At 45.7% G+C, this 24,613-nt stretch carries 26 protein-coding genes and 3 tRNA genes; 13 read left to right on the top strand and 16 right to left on the bottom strand.

Translation table 11 applies throughout. From position 1 onward, the window contains the following. Positions 1 to 85 precede the first annotated feature (85 nt). From BC343_RS31160 to BC343_RS27300, 4 genes are all read left to right on the top strand, one after another. Positions 86 to 232, top strand: coding sequence for a hypothetical protein (locus BC343_RS31160; protein ID WP_156088780.1), 147 nt, complete (start codon positions 86 to 88; stop codon positions 230 to 232). 39 nt (positions 233 to 271) lie between these two features. Further along, a complete protein-coding gene (locus BC343_RS27290; protein WP_078350978.1) occupies positions 272 to 1,138 on the top strand; it encodes a chromate resistance protein ChrB domain-containing protein in 867 nt (288 codons plus the stop codon). Positions 1,139 to 1,196: 58 nt separating this feature from the next. Further along, complete coding sequence (locus BC343_RS27295) at positions 1,197 to 1,748, top strand: hypothetical protein (protein ID WP_078350979.1); 552 nt, start codon at positions 1,197 to 1,199, stop codon at positions 1,746 to 1,748. Positions 1,749 to 1,847: 99 nt separating this feature from the next. Continuing rightward, a complete protein-coding gene (locus BC343_RS27300) occupies positions 1,848 to 4,007 on the top strand; it encodes an alpha-galactosidase (RefSeq protein WP_078350980.1) in 2,160 nt (719 codons plus the stop codon). Positions 4,008 to 4,087: 80 nt separating this feature from the next. Here BC343_RS27300 and BC343_RS27305 read toward each other — a convergent pair whose 3' ends face one another. Next, positions 4,088 to 5,182 carry a DUF695 domain-containing protein gene (locus BC343_RS27305; RefSeq protein WP_078350981.1) on the bottom strand — a complete coding sequence of 365 codons (1,095 nt, stop codon included), beginning with the start codon at positions 5,180 to 5,182 and terminating at the stop codon, positions 4,088 to 4,090. 187 nt (positions 5,183 to 5,369) lie between these two features. Next, positions 5,370 to 8,081: a PQQ-dependent sugar dehydrogenase gene (locus BC343_RS27310; protein ID WP_078350982.1), complete on the bottom strand. Its 2,712-nt coding sequence runs from the start codon at positions 8,079 to 8,081 to the stop codon at positions 5,370 to 5,372. 287 nt (positions 8,082 to 8,368) lie between these two features. Here BC343_RS27310 and BC343_RS27315 point away from each other — a divergent pair, with 287 nt between their 5' ends. Both BC343_RS27315 and BC343_RS27320 read left to right on the top strand, forming a co-directional pair. Then, complete coding sequence (locus tag BC343_RS27315) at positions 8,369 to 8,872, top strand: hypothetical protein (protein ID WP_078350983.1); 504 nt, start codon at positions 8,369 to 8,371, stop codon at positions 8,870 to 8,872. Beyond that, positions 8,869 to 9,369, top strand: a complete 501-nt coding sequence (locus BC343_RS27320; RefSeq protein ID WP_162276956.1) for a copper resistance protein NlpE N-terminal domain-containing protein — start codon at positions 8,869 to 8,871, stop codon at positions 9,367 to 9,369. The genes BC343_RS27315 and BC343_RS27320 overlap by 4 nt, the downstream gene beginning before the upstream one ends. A 136-nt stretch (positions 9,370 to 9,505) precedes the next feature. On the opposite strand, the gene BC343_RS27325 is transcribed toward BC343_RS27320, so the two are convergent. Then, entirely contained in the window at positions 9,506 to 11,311 is a 1,806-nt protein-coding gene (locus BC343_RS27325) for an alkaline phosphatase family protein (RefSeq protein WP_238381884.1), read from the bottom strand. 45 nt (positions 11,312 to 11,356) lie between these two features. Beyond that, on the bottom strand, positions 11,357 to 12,016 hold the full coding sequence (locus tag BC343_RS31735; protein WP_238381885.1) for an alkaline phosphatase family protein: 660 nt from the start codon (positions 12,014 to 12,016) through the stop codon (positions 11,357 to 11,359). 256 nt (positions 12,017 to 12,272) lie between these two features. Here BC343_RS31735 and BC343_RS27330 point away from each other — a divergent pair, with 256 nt between their 5' ends. Both BC343_RS27330 and BC343_RS27335 read left to right on the top strand, forming a co-directional pair. Beyond that, positions 12,273 to 12,512, top strand: a complete 240-nt coding sequence (locus BC343_RS27330; RefSeq protein ID WP_078350985.1) for a helix-turn-helix domain-containing protein — start codon at positions 12,273 to 12,275, stop codon at positions 12,510 to 12,512. Positions 12,513 to 12,619: 107 nt separating this feature from the next. Further along, complete coding sequence (locus BC343_RS27335) at positions 12,620 to 12,841, top strand: helix-turn-helix domain-containing protein (RefSeq protein WP_078350986.1); 222 nt, start codon at positions 12,620 to 12,622, stop codon at positions 12,839 to 12,841. A 123-nt stretch (positions 12,842 to 12,964) separates the two neighbouring features. On the opposite strand, the gene BC343_RS27340 is transcribed toward BC343_RS27335, so the two are convergent. Both BC343_RS27340 and BC343_RS27345 read right to left on the bottom strand, forming a co-directional pair. Beyond that, positions 12,965 to 13,048 (bottom strand) — tRNA-Leu (locus tag BC343_RS27340). A gap of 82 nt (positions 13,049 to 13,130) precedes the next feature. Then, positions 13,131 to 13,214: transfer RNA gene (locus BC343_RS27345), tRNA-Leu, on the bottom strand. A gap of 212 nt (positions 13,215 to 13,426) precedes the next feature. Here BC343_RS27345 and BC343_RS27350 point away from each other — a divergent pair. Beyond that, a complete protein-coding gene (locus BC343_RS27350) occupies positions 13,427 to 14,446 on the top strand; it encodes a YCF48-related protein (protein ID WP_078350987.1) in 1,020 nt (339 codons plus the stop codon). Positions 14,447 to 14,581: 135 nt separating this feature from the next. Continuing rightward, a tRNA-Lys gene (locus tag BC343_RS27355) sits at positions 14,582 to 14,654 on the top strand. Positions 14,655 to 15,151: 497 nt separating this feature from the next. On the opposite strand, the gene BC343_RS27360 is transcribed toward BC343_RS27355, so the two are convergent. From BC343_RS27360 to BC343_RS27370, 3 genes are all read right to left on the bottom strand, one after another. After that, positions 15,152 to 15,676, bottom strand: a complete 525-nt coding sequence (locus BC343_RS27360) for a hypothetical protein (protein WP_078350988.1) — start codon at positions 15,674 to 15,676, stop codon at positions 15,152 to 15,154. Positions 15,677 to 15,719: 43 nt separating this feature from the next. Continuing rightward, positions 15,720 to 15,965, bottom strand: coding sequence for a hypothetical protein (locus tag BC343_RS27365; protein ID WP_078350989.1), 246 nt, complete (start codon positions 15,963 to 15,965; stop codon positions 15,720 to 15,722). Between the two features lie 125 nt (positions 15,966 to 16,090). Next, complete coding sequence (locus BC343_RS27370) at positions 16,091 to 16,381, bottom strand: helix-turn-helix domain-containing protein (protein WP_078350990.1); 291 nt, start codon at positions 16,379 to 16,381, stop codon at positions 16,091 to 16,093. Positions 16,382 to 16,509: 128 nt separating this feature from the next. Between BC343_RS27370 and BC343_RS27375 the strand changes: the two genes are divergently transcribed. Both BC343_RS27375 and BC343_RS27380 read left to right on the top strand, forming a co-directional pair. Beyond that, on the top strand, positions 16,510 to 16,896 hold the full coding sequence (locus tag BC343_RS27375) for a hypothetical protein (RefSeq protein WP_078350991.1): 387 nt from the start codon (positions 16,510 to 16,512) through the stop codon (positions 16,894 to 16,896). 99 nt (positions 16,897 to 16,995) lie between these two features. Continuing rightward, on the top strand, positions 16,996 to 17,445 hold the full coding sequence (locus BC343_RS27380; protein ID WP_078350992.1) for a hypothetical protein: 450 nt from the start codon (positions 16,996 to 16,998) through the stop codon (positions 17,443 to 17,445). A gap of 418 nt (positions 17,446 to 17,863) precedes the next feature. Here the strand turns inward: BC343_RS27380 and BC343_RS27385 are convergent, their stop codons facing one another. From BC343_RS27385 to BC343_RS27410, 6 genes are all read right to left on the bottom strand, one after another. Next, complete coding sequence (locus BC343_RS27385; RefSeq protein ID WP_078350993.1) at positions 17,864 to 19,747, bottom strand: phage tail tape measure protein; 1,884 nt, start codon at positions 19,745 to 19,747, stop codon at positions 17,864 to 17,866. A 2-nt stretch (positions 19,748 to 19,749) separates the two neighbouring features. Next, positions 19,750 to 19,971 carry a hypothetical protein gene (locus BC343_RS27390; RefSeq protein WP_078350994.1) on the bottom strand — a complete coding sequence of 74 codons (222 nt, stop codon included), beginning with the start codon at positions 19,969 to 19,971 and terminating at the stop codon, positions 19,750 to 19,752. 178 nt (positions 19,972 to 20,149) lie between these two features. Beyond that, complete coding sequence (locus BC343_RS27395; RefSeq protein ID WP_078350995.1) at positions 20,150 to 20,584, bottom strand: hypothetical protein; 435 nt, start codon at positions 20,582 to 20,584, stop codon at positions 20,150 to 20,152. Between the two features lie 469 nt (positions 20,585 to 21,053). After that, positions 21,054 to 21,977, bottom strand: coding sequence for a hypothetical protein (locus BC343_RS27400; RefSeq protein ID WP_078350996.1), 924 nt, complete (start codon positions 21,975 to 21,977; stop codon positions 21,054 to 21,056). A 128-nt stretch (positions 21,978 to 22,105) separates the two neighbouring features. Next, on the bottom strand, positions 22,106 to 22,369 hold the full coding sequence (locus BC343_RS27405; protein WP_078350997.1) for a helix-turn-helix domain-containing protein: 264 nt from the start codon (positions 22,367 to 22,369) through the stop codon (positions 22,106 to 22,108). 3 nt (positions 22,370 to 22,372) lie between these two features. Next, entirely contained in the window at positions 22,373 to 22,567 is a 195-nt protein-coding gene (locus tag BC343_RS27410; protein ID WP_078350998.1) for a hypothetical protein, read from the bottom strand. Between the two features lie 86 nt (positions 22,568 to 22,653). On the opposite strand from BC343_RS27410, the gene BC343_RS27415 reads away from it, so the two are divergent. Next, on the top strand, positions 22,654 to 23,091 hold the full coding sequence (locus BC343_RS27415; protein ID WP_078350999.1) for a helix-turn-helix domain-containing protein: 438 nt from the start codon (positions 22,654 to 22,656) through the stop codon (positions 23,089 to 23,091). Here BC343_RS27415 and BC343_RS27420 read toward each other — a convergent pair. Further along, on the bottom strand, positions 23,088 to 24,410 hold the full coding sequence (locus BC343_RS27420) for a site-specific integrase (protein ID WP_078351000.1): 1,323 nt from the start codon (positions 24,408 to 24,410) through the stop codon (positions 23,088 to 23,090). The two genes, BC343_RS27415 and BC343_RS27420, sit on opposite strands and share 4 nt — an antisense overlap. Positions 24,411 to 24,613: the final 203 nt, after the last annotated feature.

Here is a 24,613-nt window from a genome sequence, read left to right on the forward strand (position 1 = left end):
ACAACAGGTAGTTTTATTATTTGATATTGAGTAAACTGTCTGTTTTTATAATACCGGTAATTAAATTTGATAAATAACAATATATATGAATAAGCCGCCTAAAATACGCCCCGAATGGATCCCCGAGGCTTACCGCGAACTGGACAAGGAAAAAGAAGCCGAAAAGCCTGCAGCGGAGAATAAGCCTAAAGGAGATAAAACGCCGCCCGAGCCGCCGATTAAAACGGCCTGATCGCTTTTGCGGCCCAATGTTGCTTGTTATATTTATAGCGTGGAAACAACCAAGTGGATAACCCGCAGCCGCCCCAAAATAGACCGCATTGCATGCCCATGGCTTATTAAACGGTTTATTGACCCCGATGCCGAAATTATATACGTGCCCGCAGACGAAGTTATAGCCCGTGCTGCGGAAATAGGCGCCATCCCATTCGACCTGCCGGGGATAGAATATAGCCACTATGATGACCAATGTACCTTTGACTACTTCCTGAAAAAACATAACCTGAAAGAACCCGCTCTGCAGCGTATTGCCGCTATAGTGCGCGGAGCCGATACCGACAGGCACGATTTTGCACCACAGTCAGCCGGGCTATCGGCGCTTTTCCTTGGGTTATCGCATAATATTGTCGACGACCACGAACTGCTTGCGCTGGGCATGACCGTATACGACGGGCTTTACACCTGGGCCAAACACCTTTATCGTGATAAGCATGTGCAAACTCCAGCGGAATTTTTGCTGCGCGATGTTTACCATAAATTCCTGAAAGAGAGCAAGGCTAAAAAGGCACCCGAATGGGCTACAGAACTAAAAAACCTGATACAGGACCAGTTGGATACCACTATGCAGTTTAGCCTGCAGGAGGTTTCTACCGAGTTGGAGATAAACCCCTCGTACCTGTCGCGGGAGTTTTCTAAGTACTTTGATAATATGTCGTTCGGCGAGTATGTGCGCAAACTGCGTATAGATAGAGCGAAGGAACTGATAACAACCACCGCCTATCCGCTTACCGAGATAGCGTACCTCACCGGCTTTTCGGACCAAAGCCACTTCAACCGCATCTTTAAACAACAAACCGGCGAAACACCGTTGGCATATCGAAAAAATGCGCTTAAAAGTAAAAAGAGTACAAAAGGTTAACAGCGTACAATTTTAGGGTTTTAGTAGCCGGTATTATTGCCCCAATAATATTAACGCTGTGGCAGATCAAAGCAAAAACCTTGGAAAAGAGAATAGAGAAAAACTGATCTATGTTATTTTACTGATCATTGCGGCCATCATTGTGTTCGCCGAATCGGGCAGCGCGCAACCCCCGCCTGCTTATCCAAAAGTAACGGGGTATTTTAGCGTAGTGCAGCCCGTTGGCAATTGGAACAGCAACGGCTTTAGCAGCAGTTTTTCGGGCGGGTATAGTATTGGCTTTCCCTTCGGGCTAAACTTGCTCAAAAGCGATAGTTTTGGGGTTAGCTTTGAGGTAGCACCCAACATCCGCAGCGAGAAAAATATCACTAAGGTAAACAGTGTGCTGTTCCATCCCGGTGCCATGTTTCGGTTTAAGCAAGGCTTCACCTTTATAGGCCGTATGGCTTTTGAAACCAACGGGCGCTTTGGTTTTACGCCTGTATTTAACCAAAGGCTCATTAAGGGTAAAGATGCCGCCATGTTTGTTTCGGTGCCTATTCCCGTTAGGTTCGGCAATGGTTTGCCCTCTTCAATAGGCACGGGCCTGCAATTGGGCGTTTCGTTTTAAAACAATCGTATAATAATCCATCGTTAGTTACTAATAAGTCCATTTTTTAGGTTGATGGTTAGGCTTAAGTTTACAGGCCAATAACACCATCAACCTGATATGATATCACCAGCTTGCTACCTTAGAGTAATTTTCTGCTCATTATTAATAACCTCAGTTGTCTGCCACGCATTCGGCCAAAGCCCAAAGCTCATTAAAATTGCAACTAAGGATAATTTGCTGCTGCTTGGTGTAGATGGCCAAAAACTAAAGCAATATTATTACGGTAAAAACATAAACGTAAATGGCACCGCTGCCTTTAAAACATCAACTGATGCTTACCCAAACTTTGGGGTGAATGTAGAATACAGCGCACTGCGTATAACCCATAACGATGGCAATGCCACTACCGAGCTTGTTTTTGCGGGGCTGGACTCTGTAAAGCTGAACGACAACTCTACCCTTACAACCGTCAGGCTGCGCGATAGCTTTTACCCGCTGAACGTTAGCATTTGCTACAAAACCTATAAACAGGAAAATATAATTGAGCAGTGGGTAGAGGTAAGTAATGCTGAAAAAGGCGCTATAACGCTGCATGAGGCTGCATCGGCAAGCCTTGCTTTTAAGAACGAGCATTATTACGCTACCACCTACACCGGCAACTGGACCAACGAATATAACTTAAACGAAGACGAATTGCTGGCAGGCACCAAGGTAGTAGATTCGAAACTTGGTGTGCGCACAAGCCAGCACTCCAGCCCCGAGTTTCTGCTGAGCCTGGACGAGCGCCTCGATGAAGATAAAGGCACCGTTATTGGCGGGGCGCTGGCATGGCCAGGCAACTGGCAGTTCGCCTTTAATGTTGATGACCGGAAGAGCCTGCAGGTATCGGCAGGGATAAACCCCTATGCTTCGGCCTATGTGCTTGCCGCAGGCAAAAAACTCACGTTGCCATCGTTGCTTTATACTTTTAGTACGAATGGTGCCGGCGAGGTAACCCGCAGGTTTCACCACTGGGCGCGGCAATACGGCATTGCCGATGGTACGGGTAAACGGGAGGTTTTGTTTAACAATTGGGAGGCCACCACTTTTGATTTTAATGAGGAAAAGCTGAGCAGTATTATTAAGGAGGCCGGTGCCATGGGCTACGAACTGTTTTTGTTAGACGATGGATGGTTCGGTAATAAATACCCCCGCAATACCGACCAGGCCGGGCTCGGCGATTGGCAGGTGAACAAAGCCAAACTACCCCACGGACTGGAGTTTTTGGCGCAACAATGCCGCGATAACAACATGAAGTTTGGCCTATGGGTAGAGCCCGAAATGGTAAACCCCAAAAGCGAATTATACGAGAAGCATCCCGATTGGGTGTTGACCGCACCGAACAGGGCTTTAGATCTGCAACGCAATCAAATGATACTGGACCTTACCAATCCGAAGGTGCAGGACTATATAAGCACATTGCTGGAGAAATTGGTTACCGATAATAAAGGCATCAGTTACCTAAAGTGGGATTGTAACCGGTACCTAAGCAACGCCGGTTCTTCTTATCTACCGAAAGATAGGCAGGCAAACCTTTATATCGATTACTCGAATGCTTTGCTTGATATCATGAAAAAGTTTAAGGCTAAATTTCCCGATGTGGCGCTGATGCTCTGCGCCAGTGGGGGAGGGCGGATGGATTATGGCAGCATGCGCTACTTTAACGAGTATTGGCCGAGCGATAATACCAACCCGGTGGATAGGGTGCGTATACAATGGGGGCTTTCTTACTTCTTCCCGTCGGTAGGTATGGCGGCGCATGTAACCAACCAGTCATCATCATTGAAATTCAGGTTTGATGTGGCCATAGCGGGCAAGCTGGGGATGGATATGCTGCCATCGCACATGAATGCCGATGAAAAGGCATTTGCTCAAAAGGCGATTGAAACCTACAAGGGCATCCGCGATGTTATATTACAGGGCGACCTTTACCGCCTGCTTTCGCCCTATAACTCCGATAGGGTATCGCAAATGTATGTAAGCGAGAACGGGCAGCGTGCAATTGTTTTTAATTACCTGATGAAGCGCAATCCTTACGGGAACGATCAAGTAGTACGCCTGAAAGGTTTAAAACCCGGCGCGAAGTATAAGATTACCGAACTAAACAAAACCAACTATACCCGCCTGCAAGATTACGACGGGCAGGTGCTTACCGGCGACGAATTAATGAACCAGGGCCTAAGGTTTAGCATGTGGGGTGAATTGGAAAGCAATATGATATTGCTCACTGAAATTTAAGTGAACCAAAGTTCTGACACTTTAAAATTAAAAGCTCGCATGCCATAAAACATACGGGCTTTTACATTTCGCTAACAAGCTTAAGGCATAAAGCGGTTGAACGTTTGCCAGTACTTATCCTTGTAAATATCGAAGCTGATGGCCAGTTTGCCGGCATATTGCTGTACAACGGCATCAAGCACTTTCGATGGCTTGCGGAAATCTTTACAGGCAAAGTAAACTTCGCGGCTGTTGTCGGCGGTTTGGCGGCCAATGTTCAGGTAGCCATCAATGTCTTTCAATTCTGCCATTATCCCTTCTTCAATCTGGTTAAGCAGCTGGTAAGTAGGGTTATCGGGCATGCCGTTATTGTTTTGCCCGTTGTATTTTATCTCCATAGCGGCAACCCAAGGGTGCGATGCACGGGCGTCCCACCTAAGCAGATCGGTATTGATTATGGCCACCAGCGGATTACCGTTCTCCAAAGTAGCCTCCAATGCCGAATACGTATCCTGCTCAGTATCGTGCCTTACGCCCTCGTACTTCTCAATAAATTCCTTTTCGCGCCAAATAAGAAAGGTCTTCAGCTTTTCTATCGGCACCAACTCCTGCTCTGCATCGACCTTGCCTATAACAGTAAGGTTATCTACTGTGGTGGCAAAGCGCAATTCGCCTAAAAAATTATCCAGGAAGATGTATGTGCCGTTAATGATTGTGTCTTTATTGTTCTCGTCCATGTCGGCGTGCACCACTTTAATATTTATCTCATCGGGGCAGTCGGCATCGTCATCAGCATAAAAGAAAATATTCTCCGACGAGAACTTTTCGCCGCCCATTGATATGTACATACCGCCAATATCATCAATGGGAGGTTTTAGCGCGGTAAACTCCCAGCCTTCTATCCGGGGAGCGGCGTTTACCAATTCTTCCACAAACACCATGTTTTTGATGTTGCCATCAGCGGTAAATGTAAGGTCAACCAAATCTTCGGATGGCATGCCTGCAAGGTAAAAGTAGCCACTACGTAATTCGCCCAGTTTGGCTGATAGCGCGTTAAAGAACTCTGCCTCTATGGCATCGCGTTTTTGAACCGCTGCAAAAAACTTGCGCTCGTTAGCTACAAACCATTCCCAAAATTCGTGGTAGGTTTTTATCGGTTTATCTTTTTTGTTGAAAAGGTTTTTGAGGAAGTTCATGCGTAAAGAGTGTTCTTTTTGACAAGAGCAAGATAGGGATTTGTATGGACTCGAGTTGTGCGGAGTTGATTAACAGCATCGGCATACGTTTGAAAAATTTCATTTGGGTTTAACTCGTAGCCATGTGCAAAAAAGAAAAGCCGAAAGTTTTAACTCCCGGCTGTTCACAATAGCAGTTTTTTAATCGCTATTGATTACTAAACTTTATCCCCGCAACCCTTGCCGGTGTGCCGGTGAATACTAAATAAAGGTCGTCTTTACCTTGCGGAGTAGTTACCGGTACTTTCACATTATCAAGCCCTATAAAACTGCCCGAGAAGCTACCCAATAACTTACCGTCAGGTGCGCCCGAGTGTAGTTCTATAGTACCCGGTGCATCGGTGCCGCTGCTGCGTTTAGATAGCTTTAGTTCGATGTTTTTGATGTCAGTAAGGTCGGTTTGAGCGAACTTGAAGTAGGCGCCTGCCTTTTTAACAACGGCGATGGTGCTGTCGCGGTTAAAGTTCATGTCGCTTGCGGCGCTCGCCTGCGATACATCCAGCACCGGTCCGCGCAATACTAAGATATTCTCGCCGCTTATGGCAGCAGCAGATGGGGTGCCCTTATCGGTATAAGCTGCGCGGAAAATAAAGCTGCCGTTATCGTTATCGCCTTTTGGTACCGTTGTAACGTAACTACCGCTTACCGGCATTGTTTTTTGCACTTTTTGCGGCGTTGCTGTACTTAAAATATAGCGTACAATGCTGCCCAGCTCGTTATTGGTTAAAGCAGGGTGGGCGGGCATCTCGGCATGGCCCCAGGTGCCCGAGCCACCGTTTTTAATTTTCTTGCCCAGGTTGGCCACTGCCGATGCATCGTTCTTATATTTTTTTGCAACCTCGATGAACGATGGGCCAAGCACTTTTTTGTTTACCGCGTGGCATGCTCTGCAATCGCTTTTGGCTATCAGCGCTATGCCGGCGGCGTATTTGGCCGTAGCATCAACACCCTGCTGCTTTTGGGCAATGGCCGTCATGTTATACCCTTCCGAAAGATAGTTAGCACTTACCGATACCAGCGATGGCGAAATACGTTTATTGGCCAGGCTGCCGTCTTCCTTGTCTGTTACACTAACCTTATAAGCAACAGTATTGCCGGGGAAGAAAAAGCTACTGTTGCCCTTAGTAAGCGTAACGGCAACAACAGGCGGCTCGTTACCTGCTTTCACGGTAACCGAAGTACTGTTTTTAGCACCCTTTAAATCGGTAACGGTAAGGGTTGCCTTATACACGCCGGGCGAGGTAAAGGTTAAGCTTGGGTTTTCTTCTTTGGTAGTTTTAAATGGCTTGCCGCCTTTTGTTATCGTCCATTGGTAAGAGAGAATGTCGTCATCGTCAAAATCTTTGGTACCTGCCGATGATAGGTCGACCTTAAGCGGGGTAGCGCCGGCAGTTTTGCTGGCCGATGCCTGTACCTGTGGCTTACGGTTACCGCCGTTATATTCTATGCGGATCAGTTCAGCTTCGGGGTTATTGTTGAAATAGCCGTTACCATATTCCAATACATACAGGTCGCCTTCGGGGCCAAACTTCATATCAATGGGTCCACGCAGGTGCAACTCGGGCAAAAAGCGCTCCATCGATTTGTAATTGCCGTCGTCGTCTATATCTACCACATTTATCCAGCCGCGTACCCAATCGGTTATCAGCCATTTGCCTTCATAATAATCGGGGAAGGGGCGTTTGGCATTTTTAAAATCCTCTTTACGGAAAATGGGGCCACCCACGGCACTGTTACCACCAGTCTCCATCAGCGGGAACTCTTTGCTCACGCCTTTTGCATACCAAATAAAGGCAGGCGTAGCGGGTGGCAGTTCGATGTTTCCGGTATTGTTTGGTGAATGGTTTTCGGGATGCGCAGCGTTAAAGAAATCGCCCGATTGCTTGGTGGCGAAATCATATTTACGATAAGCTTTGTTATCGCCAACAAAATATGGCCAGCCGTAGTTGCCCGGCTTTTTGGCCTGGTTAAACTCATCGTACGATTGCGGGCCGCGTTTCTCCATATTATCCTGCGAGCCATCGGGGCCAACCTCGCCCCAGTAAAGCCAGCCAGTTTTGCTATCAATAGTTAAACGCCATGGGTTACGGTTACCCATGGTATAAATTTCGGGCTTGGTTTTGGGCGTACCCGGCGCGAACAGGTTGCCTGCAGGTATGGTATAGCTACCATCGGCTTGCGGGTGTATGCGCAGTATCTTACCACGCAGGTCGTTTGTATTACCCGATGATTTTTGCGAATCTTCCGGCGACATGCCCGGGCGCTCATCCAACGGAGTGAAACCATCGCTGGCGCGCGAGAAGGTGTTGTCGCCCGTGCTCAGGTACAGGTTCTTATCTTTGTCGAACAGCATACCGCCCCCTACGTGGCAGCACTCTTCGCGCTGGGTGGGTACATCAAGTATAGTTTTTTTGGTGTTCAGCAAAATCTCTTTGCCCAGCCAGGTGTAGCGTTCCAGCGTGTTTTTGGCAACATCGCCTACGGGAGCGTAGTAAATATATATCCAGTGGTTGGTATCATAATCAGGGTCTAAAATAATGCCTTGCATACCGTCTTCGCCCTCGCTTACTTCGCCTTTCTTATTTACGTATTTGGTGCTCACGGCAAAATCGCCAATAACGGTTATCTTGTTGGTAGCGGGGGTGTATAATTTTATTTTGCCTTTGCGTTCGGCATAAATAACGCGTCCGTCTTTCATGATCTGGAATTGCATAGGCTCTTGCACGCCTTGTGCCAGCACAACTTTGGTAAAACGGTTATCCTCGGGCTTTTTAGCCGATTGTGCATACGAGGCGGTACCGCTTGCTGTTATTAGTAAAAAAGCAGGCAATGCTTTTAAAAGTTTTTTAGGATTAAACATGGTTAAAAGAGATGTGATTAGTTGAGATAAATGCCCCAGCCAAAATACCTTTTTTCGGGCATATATAAATGGAATATTTTATTTAGTTATTTTTACTAAATGAGTATAATGATGGATATTCCGGTGATTTGAAGTTGAGGCTGAATTGAGGTTCGGGTGCTACCAACACTTGATAATTACCATTCATCTACTTTCCTTTCCGTTCCTCTACTTTTACCCCAATCATCTTTTTTATTCAAGCCATTTTGCCGTAAATTCATCTAACCAATTACAAAGCCCGTTCCCTTATGAAAAGGCATCAACTTACCCTGTTACTCATCGCCGCTGCAGGCTTGTGTTTGCTTATGGCGTTAAAAAGCCCTACGGTGGAGATGTCCACATCCGAAACGTATAAAGGCAACAGCCCCTGCGGCAATTATATAAAGCCAATATTGGGGATAGCCTCCGGCGCCGATTGCGAGCGGGTAAGCTGGCAATTGGTACTTTATACCAACGAGGAAAAGCAGCCCGCCGGGTTTAAGCTAACCGGAGTTTACGGCATGCAACAACAGGGGGGCCCCGGTTTTATAGGCGGTGGCAAAGCATTCTCCGTAGAGGGGAATTGGCAACTAACAAAAGGTTCCAAAGCCAACCCGGAGGCCGGTGTTTACCAATTAGTAACCAAAAGTAGAGGCCATGTGCTGAGTTTCGTTAAAATGAATGATGATATCATACATCTGCTTTATACCGATGGCAGCCTGATGGTAGGCAACGGAGGATGGAGCTATACACTAAACAGAGTAAAACAATGAAAAAGATATTTTTGATCATATTGATCTGGATGGTCCCGGCCATTCTTTTTGCACAAACCGAAGTGGAAGGTAATGTTCCCGAGAAAACCACCTCGCTTAAAAAACTGCCTTTCGGCCCTTCTGTTGTAGGGGTATTTGATGGGCGCAGCCCCTGCCAGGGCATGGCAAAAGAATTGCAGATAACCGTTAGCCCCGAATGTTTTAAAATAAAATGGCGGCTGATACTCTACCAGGATTCGGTAACAAAGGCTCCTACGACTTACCACTTTGAAGGTATCGTATACCGCAACCCGGCTCGCGAGGGTAAATGGGCCATAATCCGTGGCACAAAAGATAGGCCCAATGCCATAGTTTATCAACTGGACCCCGACAAGCCAGAGAAGAGTATCTACATCTTAAAAGGCGATGATAACGTCCTCTTTTTCCTCGACAGAAACCGCAACCTGATGCCGGGCGACGAAAACTTTGCTTATACGTTTAACAGGACGAGGCCATAGGTACTTTCTAACTTTAGGTATTCCCGCGGGGCATCTTTGAAAAAGAACCCTGCGGGAGATATTATTCCTATCCCGTCTCCGCAGGGTCTCTTTGCAAAAGGACCCTGCGGAAGGATGATTTTTTAAAAACCGATAATTACACAACCCCACCCATCAAAGGATCCGTTTTACCTGCGGCCCCGGTTTCCACTCGTCCTGCAAAACGCTCTTCAAAATTATCGAAGCCTTTTACGCGTACGCTATGGTCGTACCAGTTGTGGCTTTTGCTGAGATTTACAATAATGGTTGTGCTGGCACCGGCAGCAATGGTTTTGCTGATGCTACCCGTTTTGTAGCTGTTATCTGCAAGGGTAACGGTGTGCGCTGTTTTATCGCTATTGGTAATAGTTACTGCAATGTTGCCGGTCAGTTTGCCGGTGTTTATGCGGCTTGCTTCGTATTTGCAGCTTACTTTTACCAAAAGGTTTTTACTGTCGCCTTTTAGCTCGCGGTAGAAGCCGTTAGGGGCGTAAACGCGCAGGTGGTATTGGCCGTTCTCAAAATCACTGATCTTCCATTCATCGGTAAGGGTATCGCCCGGCGCTACGCTGTAATCCCACACGCGCAGGGTTTCCTGCTGGTAAGGGTTCATGGCGTAAACCCTAAACGGCGAGCCCGTTGCTTTTGCGCCAAACACTTTGTTGCCTGCCTTAAAGCTTAAGTTAAGGGTGTTTTTAGCATGGTCGAACAGGCTGTTGGTATACAATTCATATGGCAGCGCACAAGCATTGCGCGTGCCTTTTTCTTGCTTAGGGAAATAAGGCGACGACTGGTGATTGGTATTTATCTGTGCCAATTCATCCGCGTTTAGCTTTTTAAAATCGCCGGGGGCATCCTTGAATTTTGCCTGGTGTATACCTTCTATAAAGGCTTTTTTATCCAGAAATACCGGGCGGTTAACCTTCTCGCCGTTATAAGGGCGGAAGGCCGAAGTAAGGTCGCCGCAGATGGTACGGCGCCATTGGGTTATGTTTTCTTCCGTTACCTGCTTGCCATATTTCTTTGCCAAAAAGTGCTCTACAAATTGTATAGACGAAGTATGGTCGAATACTTCCGAACATACAAAGCCACCGCGTGTCCATGGCGAGGCAATGATCATAGGCACACGATACCCCAAGCCTATAGGTCCCTCGCGCAGGCTGCTGCCATTGCCCGATGGGTCGGTTTGCTGCTCTTTAGTGGCGAAGTCCATTTTAGGGTCGATACCTTTTGATACTTTCCCGGTATTGGCTTTATAAGGGTTGGGCACTACGTATGGCGGCACATGGTCAAAGTAGCCGTCGTTCTCATCGTAAGTAACAATAAAGATGGTCTTCTTCCAGGTCTCGGGGTTATCCAGTAATATCTCCATGGCTTCGCTCACGTATTGCGGGCCAAACCATGGCTCGCCCGGGTGGTCGGACAGGTTGGCTGGCGGCATCAACCATGATACTGTTGGCAGGGTGCCATTTTTTACATCCTCTCTAAACTGGTGGAAAATATCGCCTTTGGGCAGGTTAAGCTCGCGCTCGGTGCCATTGTCGGTATATTTAAACAGTTCCAGGTTATGGTAATCCGGGTCTTTAATATTGGTGCTGAAGGCTTTGGTGTTAAGCGCTTGTGACGTTGGCGAAAGGCTTACAAAGCTTTCTTTGGTGTACTTGGCGATGGCGGTTTCTATGTTGGCCTGTACTTTTTTGGCCGCTGCCAGCCTCGATTTTGCACGCTCGTCGGTAGCGCTTTCCAGTTCGGCTATTTGTTTGGCAATGCTTTCCTTTTTTAGTTGCAGGTTGGCTACGCCGCCCTCGTGCAGGCGCACGTTGTACTGCTTATAATATTCCAGCACGTTGGTGCCGAAGTTGCTCAGCCAGTCCGATTCTTCGCCTTTTAGCCCGTAGCCCATGGTTATTTCGTTCTGGTACACTTTCCAGCTTACGCCATGTTGTTCCAGCCTTTCGGGGAAAGTGCTCTATTCCAGTTCAGGGTATTCGTAATTGCTTACGTTCCACAAATGGGCAATGCCTTCGGGTGTGTTTTTTTCGCGTACGGTGCCGGTCATCCAATAGTGGCGGTTGCTGTGTGTGCCGGTTATGCTCGAGCAAAAATTTTGGTCGCACACGGTAAAGGCATCGGCAAGGGAATAGTAAAACGGAAAGTCTTCGCGTTCGCCGTAGCCCAGGGTAAGCGGCATTTCGCTGTAAGCTTTGCTGCGTGCCATTTTTACGTGCAGCCATTTATCGTATTTGCCGCCGTTCATGGCATCGGTTTGGTCGGTCCAGCCATGCGGGAGCGAACCCATCCAGGCAATTTTGGTATCCTTTACATTCAGGCGGCTCGGGCCGTAGGTATCGCCGCCTTTAGTGGTTTGCAGCCATACTTTATTTTTATCGGGCAGGTTTATGGCACGCGGGTCGTTAAAGCCGCGTACGCCCTGCAACATACCCAACTGGTGGTCAAACGAGCGGTTCTCCTGCATCAGGAATACAATATGCTCGGCATCGTAAAAGGTGCTGCCTACAGCAGGGTTGATAGCCATAGCGCGCTGAATAACCGGAGGCAGCATATTTACCACAGCCGCACCGCCCGATAGCAGGGCTGCCTTCTTTAAAAAATCTCTTCTCGAATTCATGGAGTAAATACTAATGTTTACCCGGCAAATGTATAATGAACAGCCCGGCCATATATTAGCATAGGGTTAAGATACGAAGGTAGGCTGTAACTTAAGTGTTACCCGATTATCTTCTATACAACACTTAGTTGTTAATTGTTAATTAAAATTATAGAAACTATCTAATAGTTAAATCCGTAAATAAGGATGCAGTCGATAGTGCCTGCATTTAATTATTGGATAAGCATAGGCGACCCCCCTGTGCTGTGTAACGGATATGAAATATAATGGGAAAGTGCTTGCGATGACTATTCGCGAGCGTAGGTTGGGGTTGAACTATTCGCAGGAATATGTGGCCGGGAAATTGGAGATGTCGCAAAACGCTTACAGTAAACTTGAACTGGGCCAAACAGGCATAACCTTAGGGAAGTTCATTGTTTTGTGCGAAGCCCTGGAGATAGATATGATAGATATGTTGGAGAGTTATCGCAGCAATCTTCCGGCTGATGAGAGGTAGGCAACTGTTAAAAGTTATAAGTAAAAACTATTACCGCGCAGATGCCGTATCTATGTAAAAATACTGACCCTGCTCTGCTTAGTTTATTACCTATAAATCAATCTTAAATGTTTAACGGAAAACTATTGGCGATGGCCATTCGCAGCCGCCGCCTGCAGCTAAATTACACGCAGGAGTATATTGCGTACAAACTCAATATGTCGCAAAACGCGTATAGTAAACTGGAACTGGGTTATACATCAGTTACCGTTGAGCGCTTTGTAGAGCTATGCGGCGCGCTGCAGGTTGATGTGCACGATATGCTGAAACCGGGATTACAAGTAGCCTAATTGCTAATTTAAAGCTACAGGTATCGGCTTAGTTTTAGATTTTTCTTACACCCGTTTTTACACCTGGTTTAAAAGCTTGTAGAAGAAAAGTGTGTTTTTTGGCTGAAATAGCCGTTTTTGAAGTGCCCAGAACGAGATTCGAACTCGTACATCCTTACGAATGCCACCCCCTCAAGATGGTGCGTCTACCAATTTCGCCACCTGGGCATTATTACAAGTAAAAAGCCTCAAGTAGAAAGTAAAACCAACTTAAGGCTTTTTACTTTTTACTCAAGACTTTTATTGGATGTGCCCGAAGAGAGACTCGAACTCTCAAGAGACAATTCTCAACGGCTTCTGAGACCGCAACGTTTACCAATTTCGCCATCCGGGCATTTTAGAACAATTTTCCGCGCGTTTATCACTTGCGGGTTGCAAATATAAGCGTTTACGGCATCCAAAGAAAAATAAATGTAAAAAAGAGGAATTTACGTTTTGGAGCTTATTACTTTAAGTTTTTCCCTGTAAAATGATGGTAAAACGGGGTACTCTTTCGAAAAATCGTGGCTATATTGGCATTCCAAGCAAAATTTGGGCTCCTATTACATGAAAACAAGTACTATCCTCAAAACATTATTGGTAGCGCTGTTATGCACAAGCGCAAATTTAAAAGCACAAACCGTTCAGTTAGTGCAGCAAGAGCGCAAAACAAGTATACGCGGCTTATCGGTAGTTGATGATAACGTAGCTTGGGTAAGCGGCAGCCGCGGAAATATTGGCATTAGTGCCGATGGGGGCAAAACCTGGGCCTGGCAGCAAATAAAAGGGTACGAGAAATCGGACTTTAGGGATATTGAAGCCTTCTCGGACAAAGAAGCCATTATTATGAGCTCGGGCACCCCGGCGGTTATTTTAAAAACCTTAGACGGCGGTAACACCTGGCAGGAGAAATACAATAAAACAGATAGCGCCTATTTTTTAGATGCGATGGATTTTGCAGATAAAAAGCATGGCTTCATTATGGGCGATGCAATTAAAGGGAAAGTTTTACTGCTGGAAACCAAAGATGGCGGCGATACCTGGTCGGAGCTTGCCGGTGCCCCCGATGCTTTACCAAACGAAGGGGGCTTTGCCGCCAGCGGAACGTGTTTAAGGGTAAATGGTAAGTCGATAAGTATTGTAACCGGGGGAGGGGTTAGCCGCTTGCTAACATCGCCCATAAATAATATAAAATGGCAGGCATCTGTAGTGCCACTTACCAATGGTGCGGCCAGCCGGGGTGCATTTTCGGTGGCATTTTCTAAAAATGGGTCGGTAATTGTTGGTGGAAACTACTCAAAAGACGCTGTTGCCGATTCTGTGGCTTATTTATTCCCAAAACAGCAAGCGGGCAATAAAGGTAGTTTTCCGGAGGTTAGTCCGGCGGGTTATCAGTCTTGCGTTGAGTACCTTACGGGTGATATTTTTCTTGCAACGGGTACGTCCGGAACTAATTTATCTACCGATAATGGGAGAAAATGGGTTAAAATTGATGGCAAAAGTTACAACGTTTGCCGTAGGGCTAAGCACGGAAACCTGGTTTTGTTAGCAGGTGATGGCGGCAAAATAGGTATTTACAAACCTTAGATACTGATAATGAAAGCCTTAAAAATTTATTAAAAATAAATGTAAAAAAGGTTTGCAGGGAATATATAATCGGCGTATATTTGCACCACTTTAAACGGAAACGGTAACACTACCGAAACACAAGTTGAAAAGGATGATTCCGTAGCTCAGCCGGTAGAGCATAACACTTTTAATGTTGGGGTCCTGGGTTCGAGTCCCAGCGGGATCACTCCAAACCCTCTCTACACAGCGTAGAGGGGGTTTTTTGCTTTATTTTGTGCGGAATTTGTGCGGAATATTGATTGATGCTGATATTGCAGGCTATTTATTGGCAAATCAGTCCACCTATTCTTATGCCGGTTAACGCCGCCTTTTAATTGCCTATCGGCTTGCAGCTGGTCCCACTAAAATTTTAAAGAAAAGTGTGTTTTTAAGCGATTTTTTTGCTCGAAAAGTTGTGTAATCCGCTATAAATTAGGTATATTTATATCAGTAATCGGGAGGGTACGGGGCATAAAGTAGAGTACGGCAGGCCCATTTATGAACGCCACGAATCAAAGCAGTAGTTGGAGATTCGTTCGCCAGTCATAAGATGGGAGCTGATCCTATCTCCGTGTAGGCAGTTGCGCCGCTGTTAGGCCAGACGCTACGTAATTATTTGCTTTGGATGGCGAATAAAATAATACAGGTACTCCCGATTACTTTGTAAATATACAAATCTTCCTGTTACTTTTCTACCGGCATGCTGGTCCCGATGGAGAATCCGCTTATCGCGCTTTTTAGAGCCGGGTTAATATCTGCCTTGCCGTTGTATTCGTACCATTCTAAACGGCCGGCATCATCCACCAACCTTACAAGCTGCCCGACCGGGACCGTGGTAGAGGATATGATAAATTTGTGTTCGTCGAAAAATTCAACTTCTATAGAGCCGTATGAGGGTGTAGTTTCAATGCCGGTTATTTTAAGCCGATAGTAAAATGTGGCACCGCGGTAAATTCCGGTTAAGGCCGCCTTTACGCCGGGCTTATAAAATCCCAGGTCGCGCACGCCAAGATCCACCGGTTTAGGCTGAGCATCTTTGATGTTTTTGATATCGGCACTGCCCAGGTCGCCTACAAACATCAATTCGTTATCAACTATTTTATACACTTTGTCTCCCTTGACTATCGTATCGTAAGATACCTGAGTACTGGAGCATGAAACAAGGGATAGTAGTAGCGCTGCCGCGCCGATCTGATAAATTTTTGCCATTGGATTAAGGTTTAAGCCTGTAATATAGCAATATTCAATAATTCTACTTGGTTTTTGGCGGGTTATGTTTACGCTTAGCTAATTCCGCTATCTCGGGAGCAAACATTTTTTCCGCTCTAATCTCGTCCTTTCGGTAGCGGGCCTCAACTGTGGCCATAACTTCTTGTAGAAATTCCTGCTTTTTGGTAAGCTTTTTTGCCTGGCGGTAGGATGGTGCCGGTGCTGCAGGTGTTAACTTGTCGTTTATTTCGGTCAAAAGCTTTATGATGGTTTCAAGCTGCTCAATCATAGTAAATGTACATTAGGGGACTATATGCCCTAATGTACATAAATGCTTACCTTTACCATCGCCGGGGCAGCGTTTTGGAAACGTGTTAATAGTGCTCACACACTGTTGGTTTGCAGGCCCCGGCTTTATTCGCTCGAATGCACTTCACCTGTTATTAGCCATGCTGCCAGCTCGGACCGCTTAAATAATACCCTCTTGCCCGATTTGTGATAGGGGATTTTATTTTGATTAACCAGGTTATAGATAGTGCCCGGTTTTAGCTTTATCAATTCTCCCGCCTCCGATACCGATAGGTAGCCCTCATTTGTTTCAATCTTTGGCATCCCTGGCATACTATTAAGTACATTTTGCACCTCATCCCTGATAAGCTGTCGAAATTCGCTATCTGTGTAGCTTGTTTTTACTGTTTTAGCCATGTGATAAATTTAATTCCCAAATGTATGAAATTAAACAACGTGAAACAAATGTGAAATAAATATAATATATTATTTGTTTTTATTACTATTAGTTGTACCTTAGCTAATGCAAACCAACAAATAATAAAATGAACACTTTAACAATCATTAACAATACCCGCCCAGCTGGTGCCGGTATCACATCTTCAAAAAAAGTTAACACAGTAACCCGCACGGCAACCCCTGCTAAGGCAGTTTACGAAGTGGATAGCGCCGTGATCATTGGCAGCGCTGTAGAGGTTGAATACTTTCTAAACGATGCGGGCTTGTCTATTAGCATCGCTCTGCAGACCCTTAAATCGTATGTTGCTGCCGAGGGAATGAATGAGTATTGCTTTGATAGTTCAGATTACGCCGGTTGCCACGTACAGGATGCCGGTACCGCTGATATTGATACCTACCTCGATGAAAATTTAGAGGGCGCTGTAGCGGCTTATTTACAGTCTATCCGCGCCGGACAGCACAACGTTAACTAACATTTAACACCACCGCATTTGCCCGGGCAGCCACGCCCGGGCTACTAATCAATTATTTAATATCTCGGCCATGGTGCCGGGCTGCAATTCTTTACAACAATGGAAACCAACAATAACACTCAAAAAAAGGACAGGAAAACAGTACGCGCAGCGTTTAAGGCATACAAATACGCGCAGCAGCCAATAGCCGACCACGCAGCGGTAATAGACGATGGTGCCTTTCAAGGCCATTCTTTAAGGGTATCGCAGCTACTCGATACGCTTGTAAACATTGAAATGATATGGGGTAGTGAGAGCGTAAATTTCTACCAGTTAACAGAGGTTTTTAAGGTATATACGGCACATCGCCCAAATAAAAGCGCCGATACCCTTTATTTATTCTCAACCCTTTTTGAATTGGTGGCCAGTATCCTGGAGCATAAGGAGTACCTCCACACACTCAGCCAGCAATATAAATTCATTAATGAGAAACTGGACCAAGCATACGATAGCAAAGAATTTATATTCCCTGAGTTCTACCCCCACCGGCAGCAACCGGGTGTAAATTAAGGGCCAGGAGGGTATATTTTAAGTAAAGGCAGGGGCGGTGGTCCCTGCCTTTACTGTTTAAGTGGTCCCGCACTTGTTATTTGAAATGTTATTTTCGATTAAAAGGACCCAAAAACGGCGTTTAAATACATTTACAGGCGGTTTTTGGTCTTTAGCCTGATAACAAAATAACAGCCAAAATAACAATCCAATAACAGCCAAAAAAAATGCGTGACTATTCACGGGCGGGGATGCGCAACGTATTGCAGGGGTATAAAACACTCGTCACAGGACCCATGCTAAATATGTTAGCATGCAGGGGAGGGTGCCTTGCCTCCCCTGTTGGTATTGTGGCCTCCCCTTGTTACCCGACCAATTGGACCATGGAGGCGGGCAGTACTATGCCGCTGTGAGCTCAGCAAGGGGCGTTAGCCGGTGGTTATCTTACGCCGAGGGTGCTGGATGTCTTTATGTCAGGCTTAAGCCCTGGTGAAGACGTTACATCCTTAACATATCCCTTGGGATCAATCACTGTTATTCCCAACTGTCCGAGCAGCGCATTGCCTTTGGCCTGTTGCTCCTCTCGCGCTTTACGCTGCTCATTGATCTGAGCAGTTTGAATTGGCGGCGGGATAACGTAATTAGGCCTATCAACGCTGCTGCCTTTCATGTCCACACCAAGGGCTGCCCGGGCCTCGTAAATATTCTTTGCACCGTCCTTTGCCCATTCCCAGCCTGTAATCCTGCCTATGAGGCTTAATAGCTGCTCTGCGGGGTGAAGTATCGCCGATAAGAATATCTTTCCTATAGCCTTAATTGCGCCCCATATACCGCCATCTTCAAAGGCTTTGGTTACCATGGACCAATTGTCGTATAATTCCTTTGCAAAGCTTATTACCATACCCAGCGGACCAAGAAATACGGAGATAGCCGCGCCCCAGTCGTCCCATTTTGCTATCAAGGTAGTAACGACAGCAATTAAGCCCACCACGGCATAAATAATAATTCCGATAGGATTCGCACCCCAGGCAAGGTTCCAAAGCCATATTAAGCCCGTGGCGGCGCTTATAACGCCTGAAACCACAGACACCACTCCCAAAAACGCAGATATGCCGGCGGCCACTTCTAAAATTGTTGTAGCAAGTTCCGGATTTTGCTCAACCCATGATACAACGCCGCTTATCACTGGTAGAATCTGATCGAGCAGCCGTCCCAACACCGGTAGTAAATCATTGCCCAGGGTAATGCTGAACGCTTCAAAGTTATTTTTTGCCTGGGCTATCTTACCGGCGATGGTGTTGTTTTTGGTGGTGTATTCGGTTAACAGTGATGTGCCTTTTTCGAATGCATCTGCTGAAGCCAATTGTAAGGCCGTTAGGCGCTCGGTGCCTGTGCCCAATGCCCCAATAACCTTTATCGTTTCCAGTGTGCCTACTTTAAGCTTTTTAAGGCGCTTAGCAAGCTGGTCCGGGCTTAGATTACTGAGGGATTGCGAAAATTTTGTAGCGAAACCGGTCGGATCTGTTGTGAATAGCTGCTTTGCCGCGGCAGTGCTTAAACCCATCTGCTTCGCAAAGCCGCTCATATCCTTAGCGGCAATTAAAAAGAAGTTAGATAGCCCGCCTGATGCGATCTGAGCATCTATCCCCGCCTCTTCAAAGAACGCTCCTAACGCCGCGGTAGTTTGCAGGCTGGGCTTAATTGCATCAGGCAACCCACCCATTCGCAATATAAAATCGTTTATGTTGGCGCTGGTACCGCTACCGGCCGCGCCCAGGGTATTGATGGCCGAACCCGATTTTGTGATAACGTCGGAGATATCCATTCCCCGCGTCTCTTTGAAAAGGCTTTTTATTTTTCCTACCTGAGTAATGGCGTTCTCTACCCCGCCATAATCAGATCCAAGGGCAACGTTAAATACATTGGATGCCTCGGTAAATTTCTCCAGTTCATTCGATGCTACGCCGAGCTGCCCGCCTATCTCGCCTATAGTAAGTAGTTCATCAATGCTGCTGCGGGTAGACTTTGAACTCTTTAAAATGCGCGCCCCGTAATTATCCAATTCAGCGCCTACCAGGCCCGTAGTTTTCGAGATATCGGCAAGCCGGTCCTGAAACTTTATAGCAGAGTTAGCTACCACGGCAAGCGGCGCCGCAATGGCCAGCGCGCCAACGCCAGCTTTTTTTCCGACGTTGGCCGATGCATCGCTGATGCTTTTTGCCTTTTTGCCGAACCTTGATAAACCACCTTGCATTTTAAACAATGTGCCGGTAAATTTATCAACCGCGGTAAAGATGGTGGGTACAGTTAACGCGCTGCCCATGGTTATAGCTTAGTAATGTAACAGGCAGGTATCACGCCTGCTATTTTTGCTGCTGCAGTCGCGGGACCAGTTATAAATTTTTCAAGCCGGGCATGGCTTTTTAACACATGTTCCGCTATCGGGTTGCTTGGTGGCACCAATACCTTGGGGACCATTTTTAATAGCCTATCCTGCCTCTCTATCATGCCCATTAAAGAGGGCGATATGCCTATAGTATTTTTCATTTTGAGTTTGGTTTTATGCTTTCGTTAAATTGCTCTTGCTGCTCCCGGACCACCTCAAACCAGTATAAAAGGCCATGGTGGTCCGTAGCATCGCAATACATCGTATCAATATAGCTGGGGGTTGCCCAGCTGAAGTTTAGCGCGATAGTTTTTATGCACCCCTCGAGGTCGTTGGGTGCTACACAAAAACGGTGAATAACTGTTCCAGCACTTTAAAGTCAAACCGGCTAAGCTTATCCAGGAGGGAGGTAGTTAAGCCGGTGCTGTGCGCTAACAGGCGGCCGCCTATTTCAATGTCATCACCCTTTTTAAGGCCTTTAGCCAGGCGTTTCTTTTCATTGAATGTAATCCGGGTGTTGATATCGAGCTTAGCGTATGCCACACCGCCAGTCTCGGTTAATATCGGCTCCCGTAAAGTGTATTCAGGTTTCTTGCTGGAGTCATCGCCATTTAGCAATAACAAGCCGAACCTAATTGCTTTCACTACCTGAGGGTAAGAGGATAAAACCTCTTCGGCGGTGATCTCCTCTACAGTGATCTCTTCAATAAAATCTTTTAGTTCCTCCACAGCTACCTCTTCGGCAACTACGTAATCGAATTTAATTTTGCTCATTTTGTTAATATTTGTCACAAAATAAGAACTTTTAGGCTGAATGCCCCAAATAAAAATCACAAATTAGGATTATTTTATAGTGTTCCCTTAGTTGGGTGTAGGAAAGATTGATATAAAAGCAGGCGGCGGCGCGTATTTACCAATCAGGCTTATAGCATTGCCACAGACAGCGCAAAAAAAATAATCGCTCTGAGGGCTTTAATTGACGTGTCAGTGCCGGCCGCGCGCCCCCTGGTCCCGCTCTTTTTTTTCAATTTTTTTTTCAATTTTTTTTTTCCCTACTACTACAAATCTTTAAAAGTGTTATTAAAAGAGGTTATTAAAGATATTATTTAAGGTGTACACATCAATGTACACGCCGTTGTACATGCCGACGTACATTCGGTTTACCCTTTTTAAGGTGTACACATCAATGTACAATCGACATATATTCGATGTGCAAATAGTATTGCAAACTACTGTAAAACAATTATTTGTAAATTGCTTTTTTTATGGATTGTCTGTCGGCTTTTATGCTCGCTACCTTTTCTTTTCGCTGAGTAGCGGCGAGGCTATTTTGAATAGCAGCCGTTAGTAATTCGCTGGTTAACTGTGTCGAAAGGTATATACATCGGTTGCCGGTGGCAGACGATGCTATAAATGATTTTAATTGCAGATCTAAAAGGAGTTTCCTGTAAAAATATTGCTCGTTGAACCGCTTATAATGGGCTGCGGTAGCTTTTTCCGCGCAAAGATGGTCCGCTATGTTTGCTGTTTTAGCGCCTATCATTCGGGCTGTGATCATTGCTTTATTGGTACAGGCAAAATCCTTATCCCCTTGGATAGATTTTACAGCTAAAAAACCTCTCAGTAATTCAAAATCGGGCCGGTATTTGTCAGTATTTGAATATTCAATTAGCAAGCCGGTTTTAATGCTAACCAGGGCATCTTTACCGAAACGGCGCTCATGGATATCAACAATGCTGATCATTGCCTTATAGTCCTTTATTGTGCCGGCATAGGTTCCGCGGACCAGCTTTAGGTTTAATATTCTGTAGGCTTGGCTCACCTGGTAATATAATCGCGCGGAATCTGTAAAATGGTCTGTATTTTCTGTTTGATGGAGATAGTTTACCAGTAGGCAGTAGGCGTTTTTTGTTTCCCACTGGTTCGATGGGCGTTCGCCTATCCCCGCTGCTTTAACTATGGCGCTCAAGTCGCTTGGTAGCAGTTTATCGAAATGAAGCTTTAACGCCTCGTTTAAAATTTGATAAGAGGTACCCTCAACTTCCTTTAAAGCATACCTAACAATGCTATAATTCAATATCTCGGAGGTTCTCTCTATGTGATTGATAAGGCAACACTCAAACATTACATAGCTGTAAGCCTGGTCCGAGGTTTTGCTTTTTGCCATCGGTTTTTTTGTTAATAACCGACCGTGCGCGTATAATCTACTAAACCACCTTAAGGGATTTATAGTTATATTTGTACTGATCGAATCGGATTAAAACTCATTAGGGTAATTGCTGTTGTCACCAGCTGTTACCCTTTTTTATTTAAGTATGCCTCTATATCAGCATTCTTTATAAAAACCTTTTTGCCGATATTAAAAATAGGCACCTCCCCGCTTTTGATAAGCCGCTCCAAGGTAGATAATGACACGCGCAGGGCTGCTGCTGCCTCTTTTTTGTTAGCCGCCGGCCTATCTTCCCGGGCAGTCGGTTTAAGGGCACTCAGTTCCTCCCTAACGGCATCCCGGACCATCTGTATAAATTCTGTAGCTGAAGCCTGTATAATGGTTTCCATAAACTAAGAGTGTTTTTCGTTTAACAGCTGCTCGCGGGCTGTGATGATTTTTGTTAATGCTGAACATACAGCCGCATGATGCTTGCTATCTACGCGCCTGAGCGCCTGCCTGGCGTTATCGGCGGTAATTCCCACCATGTTACCCGTGATCTGCAAATCTCCAGTAGTCTTTTTTTGCTTGATATCCGCTAAATTCATACTATATTTGTTCTCATTGTGTGACAATATTACAAACAATAGTTTGTTTTAACAATAAAAAAATCACAAAATGAAGACTTTTATCTATGGCAAAGCGCAGGCTCGGTTATAATCCACACGAAAGCAAGGCTACAGTCAATCAAATTTTGGACCGGCTTAAGTTCAAATTGAGCATAAAAACCGATAGAGAATTAGCTGGCCGCCTTTTTATTGCTCCTAATACGCTATCTGCATGGCGGGACAGGAGGACGATGGATTATCAGAAATTATTCGCAATTTGTGAACTTAACCACCTTGATTTAAATTACATCGTTTTTGAGAAAGAAGCGAATAGCATTGAGTCTGCTGAGGAAATTATAGAGCAGGCAATGGATGTGATTACCAGGTCAAAGGATAAAGTTGCCGCTGTTTTACACGGTTTAAGGTCCTTAATTTCAGAAGAGGATCTTGATAAGGTATTGGCGGATTTAGAAAAAGTAACGCCAATAAACAGCAGCCCTGATGATGTGAAGCAGGCGGGTTAAGCTTGTACGGCCCGCATCGTTTGCCGGTTCCAAATCTCCCGCATTAATTCGGCTTTTTCGGTAGGCGTTACCTTGATGTATTTTAAAAAGGCTTTCTCGGTTTTGTGCCCCGTAACTGCCATTATCACAATGGTAGGTATACCCATCTTAAACATATTGGATGCAAAGGCGCGGCGGGCCGTATGCGTTGATATCAGCTCGTGCAACGGCTTGCCCATGGCATAGTTAATACCGGCTTTCGCCTTATCAATGTGGACCACCATATCAAGCCCAGCCTCTTTAGCCACCTCCTTAATGTAAACGTTAAGCTTTACGTTTGATATCGCCGGTGGCAGGGAATTAGAAGTAATACCTGCATACCTGGCCATGATGGACTTTACTGTATTATGAATGGGTATAGCTACGGTTTCGCCGGTTTTCTGTGTTTTAATCTCTATCAGGTCGCCGGTAATGTTCTTTGCCTTGATATTAGTAAAATCAGAAAACCGTAAACCAGTCCAGCATCCTACTAAAAATAGGTCCCGGGCTTTCTCCAAGCGCGGTTGGTCGCTAAAATCATGCTTAAAAAGGATATCCAGCTGCTCGGTAGATAGGTAAACATTCTCAACGTCTACCGACACCTTAACAAACCGTTTGCTGTTATACTGATCATTGGTGTGCAGCTGTTCATACTTAGCCTCGTTCATACAGGTTTTGAGGAACTTAACGACGGTGCCAAAATAATTATCTGTCAACTTCTCTACTCGGTAGGCAAAATCCTTTAAATCAAAATAAAAATCGAGGTTGATATCATTAAATTTAAACGAGGCTTTACCCTTGTGGGCGGCGAAGCGTTTTAAGACACCGTGGGCGCTGTTATAGTGCCGGACGGTGCCAGGGCTGTAGCGGTCCCCCTTCTGCTTTACACGCTTGCCTGTGGTGGTGTCGCTGATAAGCTGGTCTATGTATGTAAATAGGTCGCTGGTCCTTTTTTCTTTACCAGGTAGCACACCGCCATTTTTGATAACCTGCAGCACCAAGCTTTGCAGATCAGCCGGAGCAGGGTATTCCTGATGGATGGCTGTTAAGTGTTCAAACGCCGTAGCTATACACGCCTTAATGTGCTTTAAGTTATTTGCTACTTTGGGACCAGCTGTAAAACCTGCAATTTGGCGGGGTGCCTGAGCGGTTACATTCCAATATCTCGGCTCAATGGTTTCCCCGCTCGGAAATACTGCGCGATCGTTGTTATACCTTACAAAACAACGCAGCGGGGTAAGCTTAGCAGGTTGTGCTGTCTGCTGAAGTACAAATTTTACAGTATGCTTAAAGGTTGACATGGTGTAACGCTTAATGATATGTAAATATAATCATTTGTGCGGATATTGTGCGGATATTTGACAAATAAAAACAAAATAAAATATATGCTGAATAGAAAATGTGCCTTTTAGCTATGTGAGAGCAGTATTTGAATAGGTGTGAATTGTGCTGATTTTTTAGGTTTTCGTCCCAGCGGGATCACAAAGCCAACCCCAAGGCAACG

The organism is Mucilaginibacter pedocola, assembly GCF_002013915.1.
Lineage (GTDB): Bacteria > Bacteroidota > Bacteroidia > Sphingobacteriales > Sphingobacteriaceae > Mucilaginibacter > Mucilaginibacter pedocola.

What these genes read in the sequence shown, in the direction of transcription:
- BC343_RS31160 (WP_156088780.1), top strand. Translation starts at nt 86, where the DNA reads ATGAATAAGCCGCCTAAAATACGCCCCGAATGGATCCCCGAGGCTTAC.
- BC343_RS27300 (WP_078350980.1), top strand. Translation starts at nt 1,848, where the DNA reads ATGATATCACCAGCTTGCTACCTTAGAGTAATTTTCTGCTCATTATTA.
- BC343_RS27305 (WP_078350981.1), bottom strand. Translation starts at nt 5,182, where the DNA reads ATGAACTTCCTCAAAAACCTTTTCAACAAAAAAGATAAACCGATAAAA.
- BC343_RS27310 (WP_078350982.1), bottom strand. Translation starts at nt 8,081, where the DNA reads ATGTTTAATCCTAAAAAACTTTTAAAAGCATTGCCTGCTTTTTTACTA.
- BC343_RS27315 (WP_078350983.1), top strand. Translation starts at nt 8,369, where the DNA reads ATGAAAAGGCATCAACTTACCCTGTTACTCATCGCCGCTGCAGGCTTG.
- BC343_RS27320 (WP_162276956.1), top strand. Translation starts at nt 8,869, where the DNA reads ATGAAAAAGATATTTTTGATCATATTGATCTGGATGGTCCCGGCCATT.
- BC343_RS31735 (WP_238381885.1), bottom strand. Translation starts at nt 12,016, where the DNA reads ATGAATTCGAGAAGAGATTTTTTAAAGAAGGCAGCCCTGCTATCGGGC.
- BC343_RS27330 (WP_078350985.1), top strand. Translation starts at nt 12,273, where the DNA reads ATGAAATATAATGGGAAAGTGCTTGCGATGACTATTCGCGAGCGTAGG.
- BC343_RS27335 (WP_078350986.1), top strand. Translation starts at nt 12,620, where the DNA reads ATGTTTAACGGAAAACTATTGGCGATGGCCATTCGCAGCCGCCGCCTG.
- BC343_RS27350 (WP_078350987.1), top strand. Translation starts at nt 13,427, where the DNA reads ATGAAAACAAGTACTATCCTCAAAACATTATTGGTAGCGCTGTTATGC.
- BC343_RS27360 (WP_078350988.1), bottom strand. Translation starts at nt 15,676, where the DNA reads ATGGCAAAAATTTATCAGATCGGCGCGGCAGCGCTACTACTATCCCTT.
- BC343_RS27365 (WP_078350989.1), bottom strand. Translation starts at nt 15,965, where the DNA reads ATGATTGAGCAGCTTGAAACCATCATAAAGCTTTTGACCGAAATAAAC.
- BC343_RS27370 (WP_078350990.1), bottom strand. Translation starts at nt 16,381, where the DNA reads ATGGCTAAAACAGTAAAAACAAGCTACACAGATAGCGAATTTCGACAG.
- BC343_RS27375 (WP_078350991.1), top strand. Translation starts at nt 16,510, where the DNA reads ATGAACACTTTAACAATCATTAACAATACCCGCCCAGCTGGTGCCGGT.
- BC343_RS27380 (WP_078350992.1), top strand. Translation starts at nt 16,996, where the DNA reads ATGGAAACCAACAATAACACTCAAAAAAAGGACAGGAAAACAGTACGC.
- BC343_RS27385 (WP_078350993.1), bottom strand. Translation starts at nt 19,747, where the DNA reads ATGGGCAGCGCGTTAACTGTACCCACCATCTTTACCGCGGTTGATAAA.
- BC343_RS27390 (WP_078350994.1), bottom strand. Translation starts at nt 19,971, where the DNA reads ATGAAAAATACTATAGGCATATCGCCCTCTTTAATGGGCATGATAGAG.
- BC343_RS27395 (WP_078350995.1), bottom strand. Translation starts at nt 20,584, where the DNA reads ATGAGCAAAATTAAATTCGATTACGTAGTTGCCGAAGAGGTAGCTGTG.
- BC343_RS27400 (WP_078350996.1), bottom strand. Translation starts at nt 21,977, where the DNA reads ATGGCAAAAAGCAAAACCTCGGACCAGGCTTACAGCTATGTAATGTTT.
- BC343_RS27405 (WP_078350997.1), bottom strand. Translation starts at nt 22,369, where the DNA reads ATGGAAACCATTATACAGGCTTCAGCTACAGAATTTATACAGATGGTC.
- BC343_RS27410 (WP_078350998.1), bottom strand. Translation starts at nt 22,567, where the DNA reads ATGAATTTAGCGGATATCAAGCAAAAAAAGACTACTGGAGATTTGCAG.
- BC343_RS27415 (WP_078350999.1), top strand. Translation starts at nt 22,654, where the DNA reads ATGGCAAAGCGCAGGCTCGGTTATAATCCACACGAAAGCAAGGCTACA.
- BC343_RS27420 (WP_078351000.1), bottom strand. Translation starts at nt 24,410, where the DNA reads ATGTCAACCTTTAAGCATACTGTAAAATTTGTACTTCAGCAGACAGCA.